At 62.0% G+C, this 15,614-nt stretch carries 15 protein-coding genes; 7 read left to right on the plus strand and 8 right to left on the minus strand.

Annotation, left to right across the window (positions count from 1 at the left end; translation table 11 throughout):
• Positions 1-8 precede the first annotated feature (8 nt).
• The 4 genes from BLT00_RS09775 to BLT00_RS09790 all read left to right on the plus strand — a co-directional run bounded on the left by BLT00_RS09775 (position 9) and on the right by BLT00_RS09790 (position 3,250).
• Positions 9-1,313, plus strand: coding sequence for a CynX/NimT family MFS transporter (locus BLT00_RS09775; protein ID WP_092146871.1), 1,305 nt, complete (start codon positions 9-11; stop codon positions 1,311-1,313).
• Between the two features lie 87 nt (positions 1,314-1,400).
• Positions 1,401-1,871, plus strand: a complete 471-nt coding sequence (locus BLT00_RS09780; RefSeq protein ID WP_063324522.1) for a nuclear transport factor 2 family protein — start codon at positions 1,401-1,403, stop codon at positions 1,869-1,871.
• A 40-nt stretch (positions 1,872-1,911) separates the two neighbouring features.
• The gene (locus BLT00_RS09785; RefSeq protein WP_063324523.1) at positions 1,912-2,235 is read left to right on the plus strand and encodes a GIY-YIG nuclease family protein; all 324 of its coding nucleotides are present in this window, start codon (positions 1,912-1,914) and stop codon (positions 2,233-2,235) included.
• 79 nt (positions 2,236-2,314) lie between these two features.
• On the plus strand, positions 2,315-3,250 hold the full coding sequence (locus BLT00_RS09790) for a glutathione S-transferase family protein (RefSeq protein ID WP_063324524.1): 936 nt from the start codon (positions 2,315-2,317) through the stop codon (positions 3,248-3,250).
• 121 nt (positions 3,251-3,371) lie between these two features.
• On the opposite strand, the gene BLT00_RS09795 is transcribed toward BLT00_RS09790, so the two are convergent.
• Together BLT00_RS09795 and yejK are read right to left on the minus strand one after the other, a co-directional pair.
• Positions 3,372-3,728 (minus strand): glutaredoxin family protein, encoded by a 357-nt coding sequence (locus BLT00_RS09795; protein ID WP_063324525.1) that lies wholly within the window; start codon positions 3,726-3,728, stop codon positions 3,372-3,374.
• Positions 3,728-4,732 carry a nucleoid-associated protein YejK gene (yejK, locus tag BLT00_RS09800; RefSeq protein ID WP_014340016.1) on the minus strand — a complete coding sequence of 335 codons (1,005 nt, stop codon included), beginning with the start codon at positions 4,730-4,732 and terminating at the stop codon, positions 3,728-3,730. The genes BLT00_RS09795 and yejK overlap by 1 nt, the downstream gene beginning before the upstream one ends.
• Positions 4,733-5,128: 396 nt before the next feature.
• On the opposite strand from yejK, the gene BLT00_RS09805 reads away from it, so the two are divergent.
• A complete protein-coding gene (locus BLT00_RS09805) occupies positions 5,129-5,410 on the plus strand; it encodes an HU family DNA-binding protein (RefSeq protein ID WP_003205289.1) in 282 nt (93 codons plus the stop codon).
• 126 nt (positions 5,411-5,536) lie between these two features.
• Here the strand turns inward: BLT00_RS09805 and BLT00_RS30960 are convergent, their stop codons facing one another.
• From BLT00_RS30960 to BLT00_RS09830, 6 genes are all read right to left on the minus strand, one after another.
• The gene (locus tag BLT00_RS30960) at positions 5,537-5,929 is read right to left on the minus strand and encodes a hypothetical protein (RefSeq protein WP_106215825.1); all 393 of its coding nucleotides are present in this window, start codon (positions 5,927-5,929) and stop codon (positions 5,537-5,539) included.
• Between the two features lie 90 nt (positions 5,930-6,019).
• Positions 6,020-7,045: a 23S rRNA (adenine(1618)-N(6))-methyltransferase RlmF gene (gene rlmF, locus BLT00_RS09810; RefSeq protein ID WP_092146966.1), complete on the minus strand. Its 1,026-nt coding sequence runs from the start codon at positions 7,043-7,045 to the stop codon at positions 6,020-6,022.
• A 252-nt stretch (positions 7,046-7,297) separates the two neighbouring features.
• Entirely contained in the window at positions 7,298-10,144 is a 2,847-nt protein-coding gene (locus tag BLT00_RS09815; RefSeq protein ID WP_063324527.1) for a valine--tRNA ligase, read from the minus strand.
• Between the two features lie 261 nt (positions 10,145-10,405).
• On the minus strand, positions 10,406-10,771 hold the full coding sequence (locus BLT00_RS09820; RefSeq protein ID WP_027911412.1) for a hypothetical protein: 366 nt from the start codon (positions 10,769-10,771) through the stop codon (positions 10,406-10,408).
• 8 nt (positions 10,772-10,779) lie between these two features.
• Positions 10,780-11,208 carry a DNA polymerase III subunit chi gene (locus tag BLT00_RS09825; RefSeq protein ID WP_092146873.1) on the minus strand — a complete coding sequence of 143 codons (429 nt, stop codon included), beginning with the start codon at positions 11,206-11,208 and terminating at the stop codon, positions 10,780-10,782.
• Positions 11,209-11,268: 60 nt separating this feature from the next.
• The gene (locus BLT00_RS09830; RefSeq protein WP_092146875.1) at positions 11,269-12,759 is read right to left on the minus strand and encodes a leucyl aminopeptidase; all 1,491 of its coding nucleotides are present in this window, start codon (positions 12,757-12,759) and stop codon (positions 11,269-11,271) included.
• Between the two features lie 530 nt (positions 12,760-13,289).
• On the opposite strand from BLT00_RS09830, the gene lptF reads away from it, so the two are divergent.
• Positions 13,290-14,411, plus strand: coding sequence for an LPS export ABC transporter permease LptF (lptF, locus tag BLT00_RS09835; protein WP_063324530.1), 1,122 nt, complete (start codon positions 13,290-13,292; stop codon positions 14,409-14,411).
• A complete protein-coding gene (gene lptG, locus BLT00_RS09840; protein WP_092146878.1) occupies positions 14,404-15,465 on the plus strand; it encodes an LPS export ABC transporter permease LptG in 1,062 nt (353 codons plus the stop codon). The genes lptF and lptG overlap by 8 nt, the downstream gene beginning before the upstream one ends.
• Positions 15,466-15,614: the final 149 nt, after the last annotated feature.

Consider the following 15,614-nt stretch of genomic DNA (forward strand, 5'->3'; position numbering starts at 1 on the left):
AGCTTTCCATGTCCCGCGACCTGCTTGACCCTGCCACTTCGACGGCGCCCAAACGCGCCGCCGAACTTGAAGAACTGTTGATCGACGCCGAGGCCGACGATGAGCAGGCCCAGCAGCGCCCTCCGTTGGTGCGCCGGCCCTGGCTGTTGCTGCTCGGGCTGATCCTGGTGGCGCTGAACCTGCGTCCGGCATTGTCGAGCATGGCGCCGTTGCTCAGCGAAGTGTCAAGAAGCCTCGACCTGTCGGCTGCCCAGGCCGGTTTGCTGACCACATTGCCTGTGCTTTGCCTGGGCCTGTTCGCGCCGCTGGCGCCGGTGCTGGCGCGGCGCTTCGGTGCCGAGCGCGTGGTGCTGGGGATCTTGTTGACGCTGGCGGGCGGGATTGTCTTGCGCAGCGCCTTCGGCCAGGTCGGGCTGTTTGTCGGCAGTATCCTGGCCGGCGCGAGTATTGGTGTGATCGGCGTGCTGTTGCCGGGCATCGTCAAGCGCGACTTCGCCAAGCAGGCCGGCACCATGACCGGCGTCTACACCATGGCTTTGTGCCTGGGCGCGGCGATGGCGGCCGGGGCGACCGTGCCGCTGAGCGAGCAGCTTGGCCACAGCTGGGCCTTGGGCCTGGGTTTCTGGGTGGTCCCGGCGCTGCTGGCCTCGGTGTTCTGGTTACCGCAAGTGGGCGAGAAACACGGTGCCCACCAAGTGGCTTATCGAGTCCGCGGCTTGCTGCGTGATCCCCTGGCCTGGCAAGTGACGTTGTACATGGGGCTGCAATCGTCCCTGGCCTACATCGTCTTTGGCTGGCTGCCGTCGATCCTGATTGGACGTGGCCTGACGCCGACCCAGGCCGGGCTCGTGCTATCCGGTTCGGTCATCGTGCAGTTGATCAGTTCCCTCGCGGCGCCCTGGTTGGCAACACGTGGCAAGGATCAGCGCCTGGCCATCGTGATCGTCATGCTCATGGTCCTGGGCGGGTTGTTCGGTAGCCTCTACGCTCCGCTCGATGGCTTGTGGGGCTGGGCGATCCTGCTGGGCTTGGGACAGGGCGGATCATTCAGCCTGGCGCTCACACTGATCGTGCTGCGTTCGCGGGACGCCCACGTGGCCGCCAACCTTTCCGGCATGGCCCAGGGTTTCGGTTATACGCTGGCGTCGCTGGGGCCGTTCGCGGTGGGTGTGGTCCACGACTTGACCGGCGGCTGGAACGCCCTGGGCTGGATCTTCGGCCTGGTTGGCCTGGGGGCGATCATCGCCGGCATCGGCGCAGGCCGGGCGTTGTACGTCGGGGTCAGCAGCGAAAGGGTCGCTGATCTTCGTTGATATCATTTTCATGGCGAATGACGATAGTCTTCCCGGCGGCGGCAGATTATCGTGCTGGCCTACTGAAACGTTTTTCGGAGCCTGTCCATGAGTGATGCCCACAACGCCTTGATCAGCCGTTTTTACCAGGCCTTCCAACGCCTGGACGCCGAAGCCATGAGCGCTTGCTACACCGACGACGTGCTGTTCAGCGATCCGGCGTTCGGTGAGCTGCGCGGGCGCGATGCCGGCGACATGTGGCGCATGCTGACGACCCGGGCCAAGGACTTTTCCCTGACCTTCGATAACGTGCGCAGTGATGAGCGTACCGGTGGTGCTCATTGGGTGGCGACGTACTTGTTCAGCCAGACCGGCAACGTGGTGATCAATGACATTCAGGCACGCTTCGTTTTTCGCGACGGCAAGATCTGCGAGCACCACGACAGCTTCGATCTGTGGCGCTGGTCTCGCCAGGCATTGGGTGCCAAGGGCCTGTTGCTGGGCTGGACACCACTGGTACGTAACGCCGTCAGGGCCCAGGCGCTCAAGGGGCTGCGGGCGTTCCAGGCCAGTCGCTGATAAGATCGCGGCTTGTCTTTGCCGACCTGTTGAACATCTAGTGACGATCGCCACCCCCTCTCCCGATCTGCCAGCACAAGGCCCCGCCGAACCGGACAAACCCTGGTTCGTCTACCTGGTGCGGGCGGCCAACGGTTCGCTGTACTGCGGCATCAGCGATGACCCGGTGCGGCGTTTCGCCAAGCATCAAAGTGGCAAGGGTGCACGTTTCTTCCTTTCCAGCCCGGCAGTGGCTTTGGTGTACACCGAGGCCTGTCGCGACAAGGGCGAGGCCCTGCGCCAGGAGCGGCTGATCAAAAAACTCAAGAAAAGCGCCAAGGAATGCCTGGTGGCCAGTGCGCTGTCGCTCGATCAGCCGGGCTGATAGGCCTTTATCAGGCCGGTAGGCTGTCCCGATCAGGCGCGCTAAGCTGTAGGACTTCATTCCTGCAGTGGCTAATCTCATGTCAGAGCTGATCCTTCATCATTACCCTACGTCTCCTTTCGCGGAAAAGGCCCGGCTGCTGCTGGGCTTCAAGGGGCTGTCCTGGCGTTCGGTGAGCATCCCGCCGATGATGCCCAAGCCTGACCTGACGGCGCTGACGGGTGGCTACCGCAAGACGCCGGTGTTGCAGGTCGGCGCGGATATCTATTGCGATACGTCGCTGATGGCCCGCCGCCTGGAGCAGGAAAAAGCCTCGCCGGCGCTGTTCCCCGAAGGCCGGGAAATGCTTGCCGCATCCTTTGCTGCGTGGGCCGATTCGGTGGTGTTCCAGCATGCGGTGAGCCTGGTGTTCCAGCCGGAATCGGTGGCGGTGCGGTTCGCCAAGCTATCGCCCGAAGCGATCAAGGCGTTCATCAGCGATCGCGCCGGGCTGTTCAGTGGCGGCACGACTACACGCTTGGCCGCCGAGCAGGCCAAGCACCAATGGCCGACGATCATGGCGCGTCTCGAGCAACAGTTGCAGCGCGAGGAGGGCGATTTCCTGTTGGGTGATCCGTCGATTGCCGACTTCGCCATGGCCCATCCACTGTGGTTCCTCAAGGGCACTCCGGTCACCTCGTCGCTGGTGGATGCCTATCCGGCTGTCTCGGCCTGGTTGGCGCGGGTGTTGGGTTTCGGCCATGGTGCCTCGAGCCAGATGAGTGCCGAAGAAGCCTTGGACGTTGCCCGCAACGCGACGCCGCAAGCGCTGCCGGATGAGTCGTTCGAAGAGCCGAACGGGTTCACCGCAGGGCAGCAGGTAAGCATAGCCGCGACGGACTATGGCGTTGATCCGGTGGTTGGGGAGTTACTGTTTGCTGGCCGCGAAGAATTGATCCTGCGTCGCGAAGATGAGCGTGGCGGGGTGGTGCATGTGCACTTTCCGCGGTTCGGGTTTCGGATCGAGGCGCGCTGAGCAACGAATGACCTGTGGGAGCGAGCTTGCTCGCGATGGCGGCGACACATCCAGCATTGATGCAAGCTGACCCACCGCTATCGCGAGCAAGCTCGCTCCCACAGGGGATTTGCGGCGATGACTAGATGGCAGATAACGCCTTGAGAATATGCTCCGGCTCATACCCACGCATCAACGTGCCATTCACATCGAGGATCGGAATCCCCCGGCCTCCCAACGCCTCGTAGGCCTTGCGCGCTTCGGCATCTTTCTCGATATCGAACTCGCGAAACGGCACGCCTTTCTCATCCAGGAACCGCCGGGTGGCCTTGCAGTAGCCGCACCAGTCGGTGGCATACAGCACGACGCGGGCGTTGCTGCGAATCTGCTCGGAAACCATCTGTGACGGGTTGAATACCCGCTCGATCTTGCCCCAGTTCTGGTAGGCCACCACCACCAGCAGAATCAGCAGGAATTTCTTCAGCACCCTACCGAGCATCAATTACGCCGCTTGAGCTGGTCGGTCAGCGACGTGGGCAGGCCCTTGATGATCAGCGTGCCAGCCTCTTCGTCGTACTCGATCTTGGAGCCCAGCAAGTGCGCTTCGAAGCTGATGGACAAGCCCTCGGCGCGACCAGTGAAGCGGCGGAACTGGTTGAGGGTGCGTTTATCCGCCGGGATTTCCGGCGACAACCCGTAGTCCTTGTTGCGGATGTGGTCGTAGAAGGCTTTCGGTCGATCTTCGTCGATCAGCTCGGACAGTTCTTCCAGGCCCATCGGCTCGCCGAGCTTGGCCTGGCTGCTGGCGTAGTCGACCAGGGTCTTGGTCTTTTCCCGGGCATCGTCTTCCGGCAGGTCTTCACTTTCGACGAAGTCACTGAAGGCCTTGAGCAGGGTGCGGGTCTCACCGGGGCCGTCGACACCTTCCTGGCAGCCGATGAAATCACGGAAATATTCCGAGACCTTCTTGCCGTTCTTGCCCTTGATGAACGAGATGTATTGCTTCGATTGCTTGTTGTTCTGCCATTCCGACACATTGATCCGTGCCGCCAGGTGCAACTGGCCCAGGTCCAGGTGGCGGGACGGGGTCACGTCCAGCTCATCGGTCACTGCCACACCTTCGCTGTGGTGCAGCAGGGCGATGGCCAGGTAGTCGGTCATGCCTTGTTGGTAATGCGCGAACAGCACGTGGCCGCCCACCGACAGGTTGGACTCTTCCATCAGTTTCTGCAGGTGTTCCACCGCCACGCGACTGAAGGCGGTGAAGTCCTTGCCGCCGTCCAGGTACTCCTTCAGCCAGCCGCTGAACGGATGCGCCCCGGACTCGGCATGGAAAAAACCCCAGGCCTTGCCTTGCTTGGCGTTATAGCTCTCGTTGAGGTCGGCGAGCATGTTCTCGATGGCCGTGGACTCTGCCAGTTCGGAGTCGCGGGCATGGAGCACAGCAGGGGTGCCGTCGGGTTTTTTGTCGATCAGGTGGACGATGCAATGACGGATCGGCATGGATTTCTCGGCTGTTGAAAGAGAGGAGGGCGCGCTCCCCGAAAAGGGGCCCAGTGTACCGCAATCACTGGTTTTGGAACCCGGCAAAGGCCCTTTCAGACCCGTCCGACATCCTATATGCATTTTTTTAACGTTTTAGCGCAAGAAAGCTGACCAAATGGGTAGCTAGAGGCGGATATTTCAGAGGCGTTGTGCTAGTTTTGCCCGGTCTTACGCGAAGTCACTGCGTTAAGCGTGCATTCAGCATCTGTCAGGTCGAACCAATCCCGGTTTTCGGCATCTATTACCCCGATCCGTCGTGGTGATTGCCGAGGGTGCCTGATCAAGAGAGATCGGGCTCGATGGCTGACACTGCACTCTGCAATCCATATGAATTTGATAGGGAAGGAACACTACATGGCTCTTACTAAAGACCAACTGATCGCTGATTTGGCTGAATCTGTAGACGCACCAAAAGCTACCGTGCGTTCGCTGCTGGACCAACTGGGCCAAGTCGTTGCCGATCAGCTGGAAAATGGCGGCGAAATCACTCTGCCAGGTGTTGGCAAGCTGAAAGTCACCGAGCGTCCTGCCCGTACCGGCCGCAACCCTTCGACTGGCGCTGCCATCGAAATCGCTGCCAAGAAAGTGATCAAGCTGGTTGTGGCCAAAGGCCTGACCGACGCGGTCAACAAGTAAGACCGCAGTAAAAAAACCGTGCCTCGGAGCGATCCGGGCACGGTTTTTTGTTGCCTCGAAAAAAGTGACCTGTGGCGAGGGAGCTTGCTCCCGCTGGGCTGCGCAGCAGCCCCCTCTCAAGCTCACTCAATCGACCTGATCCACCGCGTCGCCGGGCTCCAGGGCCGCTGCGCGCCCCAGCGGGAGCAAGCTCCCTCGCCACGGGAATTGGGCATGGCGCGGGTTAGGGGAATGCCTCGAATCAGTGTCAGTTTCAAGAGCAAATCGGTTGGTCGACCGGGATGCTTTTGAGCTTTTGAGCTTTTGAGCTTTTGAGCTTTTGAGCTTTTGAGCTTTTGAGCTTTTGAGCTTTTGAGCTTTTGAGCTTTTGGCTTTTGAGCTTTTGGCTTTTGAGCTTTTGGCTTTTGAGCTTTTGGCTTTTGAGCTTTTGAGCTTTTGAGCTCTTGAGCTTTTAAGCTTTTGTGGCGAGGGAGCTTGCTCCCGCTGGGCTGCGCAGCAGCCCCTCTCAAGCTCACTCAATCAACCTGATCCACCGCGTCGCCGGGTTCCAGGGCTGCTGCGCAGCCCAGCGGGAGCAAGCTCCCTCGCCACAGGCGTGGCGACCCCGATTCAGTCCTTACGGACCCAGCGCGCCTGGCGCCAGGCCTGTTGCTGGGCCTCGGTCTGGAAGGTCCAGGCCACGAAGCGACTCTGCTTCTGGCCCTGGGACATCTCCACCACCTGGCTGTGCAGCGCCCCGGCCTTTTTCAGAGCGGTTTGAATCGCCGGCAGGTTCGATGCTTTTGAGACCAGGGTGCTGAACCACAGCACTTGCCCGGCCAACTGCGCGCTTTCGCCGATCAGTTGCGTCACGAACCGGGCTTCCCCGCCTTCGCACCACAACTCCGCAGCCTGCCCACCGAAATTCAGCACCGGCAGCTTGCGCTTCGGATCGGCCTTGCCCAGTGCCCGCCACTTGCGCTGGCTGCCCTTGCTGGCTTCCTCCAGGGACGCATGGAACGGCGGGTTGCACATCGTCAGGTCGAACCGTTCGGTGTCTTCCAGCAGGCCCAGGAGAATCTGCTTGCGGTTGGCTTGCTGGCGCAACTGGATGGCTTTGTTCAAGCCATTGGACTGGACGATGGCCTTGGCCGAGGCGATGGCCGTCGGGTCGATCTCCGAACCGAGGAAGTGCCAGCGGTAGTCGCTGTAGCCGATCAACGGATAGACGCAGTTGGCGCCGGTGCCAATGTCCAGCACCTTGACTGCTGCCCCGCGGGGGATTTCACCGGCGTTGTGGCTGGCGAGCAAATCGGCGAGGAAGTGCACATAGTCCGCCCGACCTGGCACCGGCGGGCACAGGTAATCGGCCGGGATATCCCAGTGGGCGATGCCATAGAAAGCTTTGAGCAGCGCCCGGTTGAACACCCGTACGGCTTCGGGGCTGGCAAAGTCGATGCTTTCTTTACCGTAGGGGTTGATGATCACGAACTTCGCCAGTTCCGGCGTGCTCTTGATCAACGCTGGGAAGTCATAGCGGCCCTGGTGGCGGTTGCGCGGATGCAGGCTGGCCTTCTCACGCGGCGCCACGGTTTTAGCCTCTGGGGTGGACTTGGGCTTCTGGCGGGCTGGTTTGGGTGTGCGGGGGGCGGTCATGGGCGGGTCGATTCGGGGATGGCTCAAAAAGTGGCGGGCATTGTCCCACATCCGGCCTGGTCTTGAGGCTTGTGCCGATTAAATGTGGGGGCGGGCTTGCTCGCGATGGCGGCGACACATCCAGCATTGATGCAAGCTGACCCACCGCTATCGCGAGCAAGCTCGCTCCCACAGGGGCTCAGCATGAGTGAGAAAGTGCCAGGCAAAAAGAAGGAGGCCACCAGGGCCTCCTCCTTCAGCGACGAACCACCGTTACAGGCTGGAGATCCGCGCGTGCTGCTCGGCCAGTTTGCCCAAGGCCTGTTCCGCCTCGGCCAGTTTGGCCCGTTCTTTCTCAATGACTTCGGCCGGCGCCTTGTCGACGAAGCCGGCGTTGGACAGCTTGCCGCCGACCCGCTGCACTTCGCCTTTGAGGCGCAGGATTTCCTTGTCCAGGCGCGCCAGTTCCGCGGCCTTGTCGATCAGGCCCGCCATTGGCACCAGCACTTCCATCTCGCCGACCAGGGCGGTGGCCGACAGTGGCGCTTCTTCGCCGGCAGCCAGGACGGTCACCGATTCCAGCTTCGCCAGTTTCTTGAGCAGCGCCTCGTTCTCGTTGAGGCGGCGCAGGTCTTCGGCGCTGGCATTCTTCAGGAACAGGGTTAGCGGCTTGCCCGGGCCGATGTTCATTTCGGCGCGGATGTTACGCAGGCCGAGCATGAAGGTCTTGAGCCATTCGATGTCGTCTTCGGCCGCCGGATCGATGCGGCTTTCGTTGGCCACAGGCCAAGGTTGCAGCATGATCGTCTTGCCTTGGGCGCCGGCCAGCGGTGCGATGCGCTGCCAGATTTCCTCGGTGATGAACGGCATGAACGGATGCGCCAGGCGCAGGGCCACTTCCAATACGCGCACCAGGGTGCGACGGGTGCCGCGCTGGCGCTCGACCGGGGCGTTTTCGTCCCACAGCACTGGCTTGGACAGCTCCAGGTACCAGTCGCAGTACTGGTTCCAGATGAACTCGTACAAGGCTTGTGCGGCCAGGTCGAAACGGAACTGATCCAACTGGCGGGTCACTTCGGCCTCGGTGCGTTGCAGCTGGGAGATGATCCAGCGATCAGCCAGGGTCAGCTCGAAGGCTTCGCCGTTCTGGCCGCAGTCTTCACCTTTATCCAGCACGTAGCGCGCGGCGTTCCAGATCTTGTTGCAGAAGTTGCGGTAGCCTTCGACGCGACCCATGTCGAACTTGATGTCGCGACCGGTGGACGCCAGCGAGCAGAAGGTGAAGCGCAGGGCGTCGGTGCCGTAGCTGGCGATGCCCTCGGCGAACTCTTCGCGGGTGGCCTTCTCGATCTTCTTCGCCAGTTTTGGCTGCATCAGGCCGGAGGTGCGTTTCTGCACCAGGGTTTCCAGGTCGATGCCGTCGATGATGTCCAACGGGTCGAGGACGTTGCCCTTGGACTTGGACATCTTCTGGCCCTGGCCATCGCGCACCAGGCCGTGGACATAGACCGTCTTGAACGGCACTTGCGGTGTGCCGTCTTCGTTCTTCACCAGGTGCATGGTCAGCATGATCATCCGGGCGACCCAGAAGAAAATGATGTCGAAACCGGTGACCAGCACGTCGGTGGAGTGGAATTTCTTCAGGAACTCGGTCTGTTGCGGCCAGCCCAGGGTCGAGAAGGTCCACAGGCCCGAACTGAACCAGGTGTCGAGGACGTCGTTGTCCTGCGCCAGGGCGACGTCCGGACCGAGGTTGTGCTTGGCGCGGACTTCGGCTTCATCGCGGCCGACATAGACCTTGCCCGACTCGTCGTACCAGGCCGGGATGCGATGGCCCCACCAAAGCTGGCGGCTGATGCACCAATCCTGGATGTCGCGCATCCACGAGAAGTACATGTTTTCGTATTGCTTGGGCACGAACTGGATGCGGCCATCTTCCACGGCGGCAATCGCAGGTTCAGCCAGCGGCTTGGTGGACACGTACCACTGGTCGGTCAACCACGGCTCGATGATGGTGCCGGAGCGGTCGCCTTTCGGAACTTTCAGGGCATGATCGTCGACGCTGACCAGCAGGCCGGCGGCGTCGAACGCCGCGACGATCTGCTTGCGTGCCTCGAAACGGTCAAGGCCGGCGTATTCAGCCGGGATCTGGCCGTCGATGCTCTCGTTCAGCGTGCCGTCCAGGTTGAACACCTGGGCTGCCGGTAGGACGTTGGCGTTCTTGTCGAAGATGTTCAGCAGCGGCAGGTTGTGGCGCTTGCCGACTTCGTAGTCGTTGAAGTCGTGGGCCGGGGTGATTTTCACACAGCCGGTGCCGAATTCCGGGTCGCAGTAGTCGTCGCCGATGATCGGGATACGACGGCCAACCAGGGGCAGCTCGACGAACTTGCCGATCAGCGCCTGGTAGCGTTCATCGTTCGGGTTCACCGCCACGGCAGAGTCGCCCAACATGGTTTCCGGACGCGTGGTGGCGACGATCAGGTAATCCTTGCCTTCGGCGGTCTTGGCGCCGTCGGCCAGTGGGTACTTCAGGTTCCACAGGAAACCTTTCTCGTCGTGGTTTTCCACTTCGAGGTCGGAAATGGCCGTGTGCAACTTGGTGTCCCAGTTGACCAGGCGCTTGCCGCGATAGATCAGCCCGTCTTCGTGCAGGCGTACAAAGGCTTCTTTCACCGCTTCGGAGAGGCCATCGTCCATGGTGAAGCGCTCGCGGCTCCAGTCCACCGACGAGCCGAGGCGACGGATCTGGCGGCTGATGTTGCCACCGGACTCGTCTTTCCATTCCCAGACTTTCTCCAGGAATTTTTCGCGACCCAGGTCATGGCGATTCTGGCCCTGGGCTTCGAGACGACGCTCCACCAGCATCTGCGTGGCGATACCGGCGTGGTCGGTACCCGGCTGCCACAAGGTGTTGCGACCTTGCATGCGGCGGAAACGGATCAGGGCGTCCATGATCGCGTTGTTGAAACCGTGGCCCATGTGCAGGCTGCCAGTGACGTTCGGCGGCGGGATCATGATGGTGTAGGAATCGCCCGCGCCTTGCGGAGCGAAATAATTCTCGGACTCCCAGGTGTTGTACCAGGAGGTTTCAATGGCGTGCGGCTGGTAGGTCTTATCCATGCGCGGCGGGACCCTATTGGCATTTATTCAGGAAAAGCCGGGAAGTATAGCGGGGCGAAGGACGCAGGGCGAGCCAGTACGCAGTGAGCGCGTATTAACAGGCGCAACAAATCCTGTGGCGAGGGAGCTTGCTCCCGCTGGGGCGCGAAGCGGCCCCCAAAAGTGTCAAGGTGAGTGAGATGGGGCTGCTCGCCAGTGTTACGGCTGCTTTGCAGCCGAGCGGGAGCAAGCTCCCTCGCCACAAAAAGCGGGGGAGTGCTTTTATTCGTACTGACTGAGCAAGCGCTCCATCCGTGCATCCAGCCGACGCTTGATCTCGGTCTCGATGTGCGGGGCGAAGTCGTCGATGACGTCTTGCATGATCAACTGCGCAGCAGCACGCAGTTCGCGGTCCAGGTGCAACAGGGCGTCGGGCCCTTTGGCTTCGGTCTTGGCAGCAGGCTTGGGTTCCGGCTGGCCGTTGATCGGGTCGAACAGCAGGGGGATCTGTTCGTCATGCACTGGCTCGTGCACGACCGTGTCGGTCAGCAGTGGTGGTTGCAGATTGTCGTCGCCGAGCAGTTGGCGGATCGACTCGAGGTCATCCAGCAGGTGCGCGGGTTTTTGTGGCGGTTTTGGAGTGTCCATCGTAGGGCTCAGAGTCGCTGTAAACGGTGGTCTTGCAGAGGATAGCCCTGTTCGCGGTAGAAACGGAAACTCTCCCGCGCGGCTTGTCGGATGGCCGGGTCTTCGACCACCACTTCCGCCACACGGGCGAAGCGCTGGGCAAAGGCCGGTACTTTCAGGTCGAGATTGACCAGCAGGTCCTGGTGCTGGCCGCAGTCGTTCCCCAGTCCCAGCACGATCACCCCCTCGGGTTCGCTTTCGGCCGGGCCGTGGGGCACGAAGCTCTCGCCCTTGAAAGCCCACAGGCGTGCGTCCAGGTCCTCGCGCTGGGCGGCATCGCTGCAATGCAGGTAGATGCGGTGCCCCATGCGCCAGGCTTTTTCAACGAGCTTGCAGGCGAAATCCAGCCGCGCCGACGGGTCGGCGCTGGGCAGGATATAGAAATCGACTTTGGTCATTGCGGTTCCTGAGCCGCCGATGACCCCACCCGAGGGTGAGGGCAACGACGGTCATTGGTGTCAGGCCTTGGCGCGGTCCAGCAGGTACTGGGTCAGCAGGGGCACCGGACGACCGGTGGCGCCCTTGTCCTTGCCGCCGCTGGTCCACGCCGTGCCGGCGATGTCCAGGTGCGCCCAGTTCAGGTTCTTGGTGAAGCGCGACAGGAAGCAGGCTGCGGTGATGGTCCCGGCTTTCGGGCCGCCGATGTTGGCGATGTCGGCGAACGGGCTGTCCAGTTGTTCCTGGTATTCGTCGAACAGCGGCAACTGCCAGGCGCGGTCGTCGGCTTGTTGGCCGGCGCTGAGCAGTTGGCCGATCAGCTCGTCGTTGTTGCCCAGCAGGCCCGAGGTGTGGGAGCCCAGGGCGACGATGCAGGCGCCGGTCAGGGTGGCGATGTCGATCACCGCTTGCGGCTTGAAGCGCTCGGAGTAGGTGAGGGCGTCGCACAACACCAGGCGGCCTTCGGCGTCGGTGTTGAGGATTTCAACGGTCTGGCCGCTCATGGTGGTGACGATGTCGCCCGGACGCGAGGCCGTGCCGCTGGGCATGTTCTCGGCGCAGGCCAGGATGCACACCAGGTTGATCGGCAGTTGCAGTTCGAGCACGGCGCGCAGGGTGCCGAACACGCTCGCGGCGCCGCCCATGTCGTACTTCATCTCATCCATGCCGGCGCCCGGCTTGAGGCTGATGCCGCCAGTGTCGAAGGTGATGCCCTTGCCGACCAACGCGTACGGCTTCTCGGATTTCTTGCCGCCGTTGTATTGCATGACGATCAGGCGCGGTGGCTGGGCGCTGCCCTGGCCAACGGCGTAGAACGAGCCCATGCCCAGGTCCTTGATCTTCTTCTCGTCGAAGACTTCGACCTTCAGGCCCTTGAATTCCTTGCCCAGTGCCTTGGCTTGTTCGCCGAGGAACGTCGGGTGGCAGATATTCGGTGGCAGGTTGCCCAGGTCGCGGGTAAACGCCATGCCGTTGGCAATCGCGGTGGCGTGGGTCACGGCGCGCTGGACTTCAGCCTGGGCGGCTTTGATGGTCAGCACGGTGATTTTTTTCAGGGTGCGGGGTTCGGCTTTCTGGCTCTTGAACTGGTCGAACCGGTATTCGCCGTCTACCAGGGTTTCGGCCAGCAAGCGGTTCTTGCCGTAGCTATCGCGGCCCTTGATCACCAACTCGTCCAACGCCAGGGCGGCATCAGCGCCGCCAAGGCCGTTGAGGGTGCCCAGCACGCCGGCGATGAGTTTACGGAACGGACGATCGCCCAGTTCAGCGTCCTTGCCCACGCCCACCAGCAGCACGCGCTCGGCCTTGAGGTTGGGCAGGTTGTGCAGTAACAGGCTCTGGCCGACCTTGCCGGCCAGGTCGCCGCGCTTGAGTACGGCGCTGATGGCCCCGCCGCTCAGGGTATCGAGCTGGGTGGCGACCACGCCGAGCTTGCGGTTTTCACCGACGGCAACCACCAGCGTGGCGGTTTTCAACGTTTCTGGGCTGACGCTTTTTACAACCAGTTCCATGTCCGGATCCCTGAGTCAATGGTCAAGATGCCAGGCGCTGACTTGTGGTGAGGGAGCTTGCTCCCGCTCGGTTGCGCAGCAACCGCAAAGAAGCGGGGTCTGCTACGCAGCCCAGCGGGAGCAAGCTCCCTCGCCACAAGTCCTGAGTGAAACGGTCACGGTCGCGCCGGCGACAAAGGCCGCAGTTTGAACCTCGGCGCCCGAGCCTGACAACCCTCGACGGCGCTAACTTTTGGCTTTAAGCACCGGCTTAAAGCGTGCGAAGTGACAGGCGCCTCCAATCACAGGATAATGCGGCTCTTTTTTCGGCGGCTCGCGTTGGCGGGCCGACTCGATACGTTTGCTTGTTTGGCCGCCTTAAGGGTTTTTATGCAAAGTCGCCGAACGGCGATCAGGCAAGGCGAAAACAGGCGAGGAAGCGGAGTTGACTGGCTGTCAATGAGCATTCCGAGCCTGTTTTCAACGCAGCATGATCGTCGCGCAGGCACTTTTCATACAAAACCCAGCCTGACAACCCTGGAGTGTCTGGTGTGATCGTCTTTCGTTATCTATCCCGTGAAGTCCTGCTGACCCTGAGCGCCGTCAGCGCCGTGCTGCTGGTCATCATCATGAGCGGGCGCTTCATCAAATACCTCGCCCAGGCGGCTTCCGGCGCCCTGGACCCGGGCTCGCTGTTCCTGATCATGGGGTTCCGCCTGCCGGGCTTCTTGCAATTGATCCTGCCGCTGGGGTTGTTCCTCGGCATCCTGCTGGCCTACGGGCGCTTGTACCTGGACAGCGAAATGACCGTGCTGTCGGCCACCGGTATGAGCCAACAGCGCCTGTTTCGCATGACGCTGTTCCCGGCCACGTTGGTGGCGTTGGTGGTGGCCTGGCTGAGCCTGAGCCTGGCCCCCCAAGGCGCCAACCAGTTCCAGTTGCTGATCAACCAGCAGGACGCCATGACCGAGTTCGACACCCTGGTGCCAGGGCGTTTCCAGGCCCTGCGCGACGGTACGCGCGTGACCTACACCGAACAGCTCTCGGACGACCGGATCGACCTGGCCGGCGTCTTCATTACCCAAAAGAACCTGTCTTCGGATACCAAGAAGGACCGTGGCATTTCCGTGCTGGTGGCCGAGAAGGGCCGGCAGGAAATCAACCCCGACGGCAACCGCTACCTGATCCTGGAAAACGGCTATCGCTATGACGGCAAGCCGGGACAGGCCGATTACCGGGCCATCAAGTACGACACCTATGGCGTGCTGTTGCCCAAGCCCGAGGTCAGCGACGAAGTCACTGATCGCGACGCGATGCCGACCGCCAGCCTGCTGGGCAACAAGGACATTCGTGCCCGTACCGAGCTGCAATGGCGCCTGTCCTTGCCGCTGCTGGTGTTCATCGTGACCCTCATGGCGGTCCCGCTGTCGCGGGTCAACCCGCGCCAGGGGCGTTTCCTCAAGCTGCTGCCGGCGATTCTTCTGTATATGGCTTACCTGACCATCCTGATTTCCGCTCGCAGTGCGTTGGAGAAAGGCAAGATTCCGCCCGCCTTGGGCCTGTGGTGGGTGCACTCGATCTTCCTGGCCATCGGCCTGGGGCTGCTCTATTGGGAGCCGCTACGCCTGAAGCTGGCCAGTCGTCGCAGCGCGCTGGAGGTGGCCCGTGGTTAAACTCGATCGCTACATCGGCAGCAGCGTGTTCATGGCGATCCTTGCGGTGCTGGGGATCATCCTCGGCCTGGCGACCCTGTTTGCCTTCATCGATGAAATGAGCGATGTCAGCGACACCTATACGCTGACGGACGTGGCGAGCTACGTGCTGCTGACGGCGCCACGGCGTTTGTACGACATGCTGCCGATGGCCGCGCTGATCGGTTGCCTGATCGGCCTGGGCAGCCTGGCCAGCAACAGCGAGCTGACCATCATGCGCGCCGCCGGCGTGTCCATTGGTCGGATCGTCTGGGCGGTGATGAAGCCCATGCTGGTGTTGATGCTGGTGGGTGTGCTGATCGGCGAATACATCGCCCCAGCCACCGAAAATACTGCCCAGGCCAACCGTTCCCTGGCCCAGGGCGGCGGCGATGCGCAAAGCGCCAAGCACGGCCTGTGGCACCGCCAGGGCGACGAGTTCATCCATATCAACTCGGTCCAGCCCAACGGCATTCTGTACGGGGTGACCCGTTATCGCTTCGACGACCAGCGGCACATGCTGTCGTCGAGCTTCGCCAAGCGCGCCAAATTCGCCGAGGACCACTGGCAGTTGATCGGTGTCACTACCACCTTGTTCCATGACAAGCGCACCGAGGTGGTCGCCGCCCCGCGGGAGCGTTGGGACGTGTCGATCAGCCCGCAACTGCTCAGCACCGTGGTGATGGCGCCCGAATCCCTGTCGATTACCGGCTTGTGGGGGTATATCCACTATCTGGCGGACCAGGGCTTGAATAACGGCCGCTATTGGCTGGCTTTTTGGGTCAAGGTGTTGCAGCCGTTGGTCACCGCCGCCCTGGTGTTGATGGCGATTTCCTTCATTTTTGGTCCGCTGCGTTCGGTGACCCTTGGCCAGCGGGTGTTTACCGGTGTACTGGTGGGCTTCACTTTCCGCATTGCCCAGGATCTGCTGGGGCCGTCGAGCCTGGTGTTCGGCTTCTCACCGCTGTTTGCGGTGCTGGTGCCGGCCGGTGTCTGCGCGTTGGCCGGGCTTTGGCTGTTGCGTCGGGCGGGTTGACCCCGATTCTTGTGGCGAGCGGGCTTCTGTGGCGAGGGAGCTTGCTCCCGCTGGACTGCGCAGCAGTCCCCTACAGCCTGCCTGACATATCGCCGTGGCGGATAAATCGAGGGCCGCTTCGCAGCCCAGCGGGAGCAAGCTCCCTCGCC

The sequence above is a fragment of the Pseudomonas sp. NFACC51 genome (genome assembly GCF_900103575.1).
Taxonomy (GTDB): Bacteria; Pseudomonadota; Gammaproteobacteria; order Pseudomonadales; family Pseudomonadaceae; genus Aquipseudomonas; species Aquipseudomonas fluorescens_Q.

Coding starts and splice junctions, on each gene's coding strand:
- BLT00_RS09820 (WP_027911412.1), bottom strand. CDS start 10,771: ATGGACACTCCAAAACCGCCACAAAAACCCGCGCACCTGCTGGATGAC.
- BLT00_RS09790 (WP_063324524.1), top strand. CDS start 2,315: ATGTCAGAGCTGATCCTTCATCATTACCCTACGTCTCCTTTCGCGGAA.
- BLT00_RS09805 (WP_003205289.1), top strand. CDS start 5,129: ATGGCTCTTACTAAAGACCAACTGATCGCTGATTTGGCTGAATCTGTA.
- yejK (WP_014340016.1), bottom strand. CDS start 4,732: ATGCCGATCCGTCATTGCATCGTCCACCTGATCGACAAAAAACCCGAC.
- BLT00_RS09825 (WP_092146873.1), bottom strand. CDS start 11,208: ATGACCAAAGTCGATTTCTATATCCTGCCCAGCGCCGACCCGTCGGCG.
- rlmF (WP_092146966.1), bottom strand. CDS start 7,045: ATGACCGCCCCCCGCACACCCAAACCAGCCCGCCAGAAGCCCAAGTCC.
- BLT00_RS09830 (WP_092146875.1), bottom strand. CDS start 12,759: ATGGAACTGGTTGTAAAAAGCGTCAGCCCAGAAACGTTGAAAACCGCC.
- BLT00_RS09815 (WP_063324527.1), bottom strand. CDS start 10,144: ATGGATAAGACCTACCAGCCGCACGCCATTGAAACCTCCTGGTACAAC.
- BLT00_RS09775 (WP_092146871.1), top strand. CDS start 9: ATGTCCCGCGACCTGCTTGACCCTGCCACTTCGACGGCGCCCAAACGC.
- BLT00_RS09795 (WP_063324525.1), bottom strand. CDS start 3,728: ATGCTCGGTAGGGTGCTGAAGAAATTCCTGCTGATTCTGCTGGTGGTG.
- BLT00_RS09780 (WP_063324522.1), top strand. CDS start 1,401: ATGAGTGATGCCCACAACGCCTTGATCAGCCGTTTTTACCAGGCCTTC.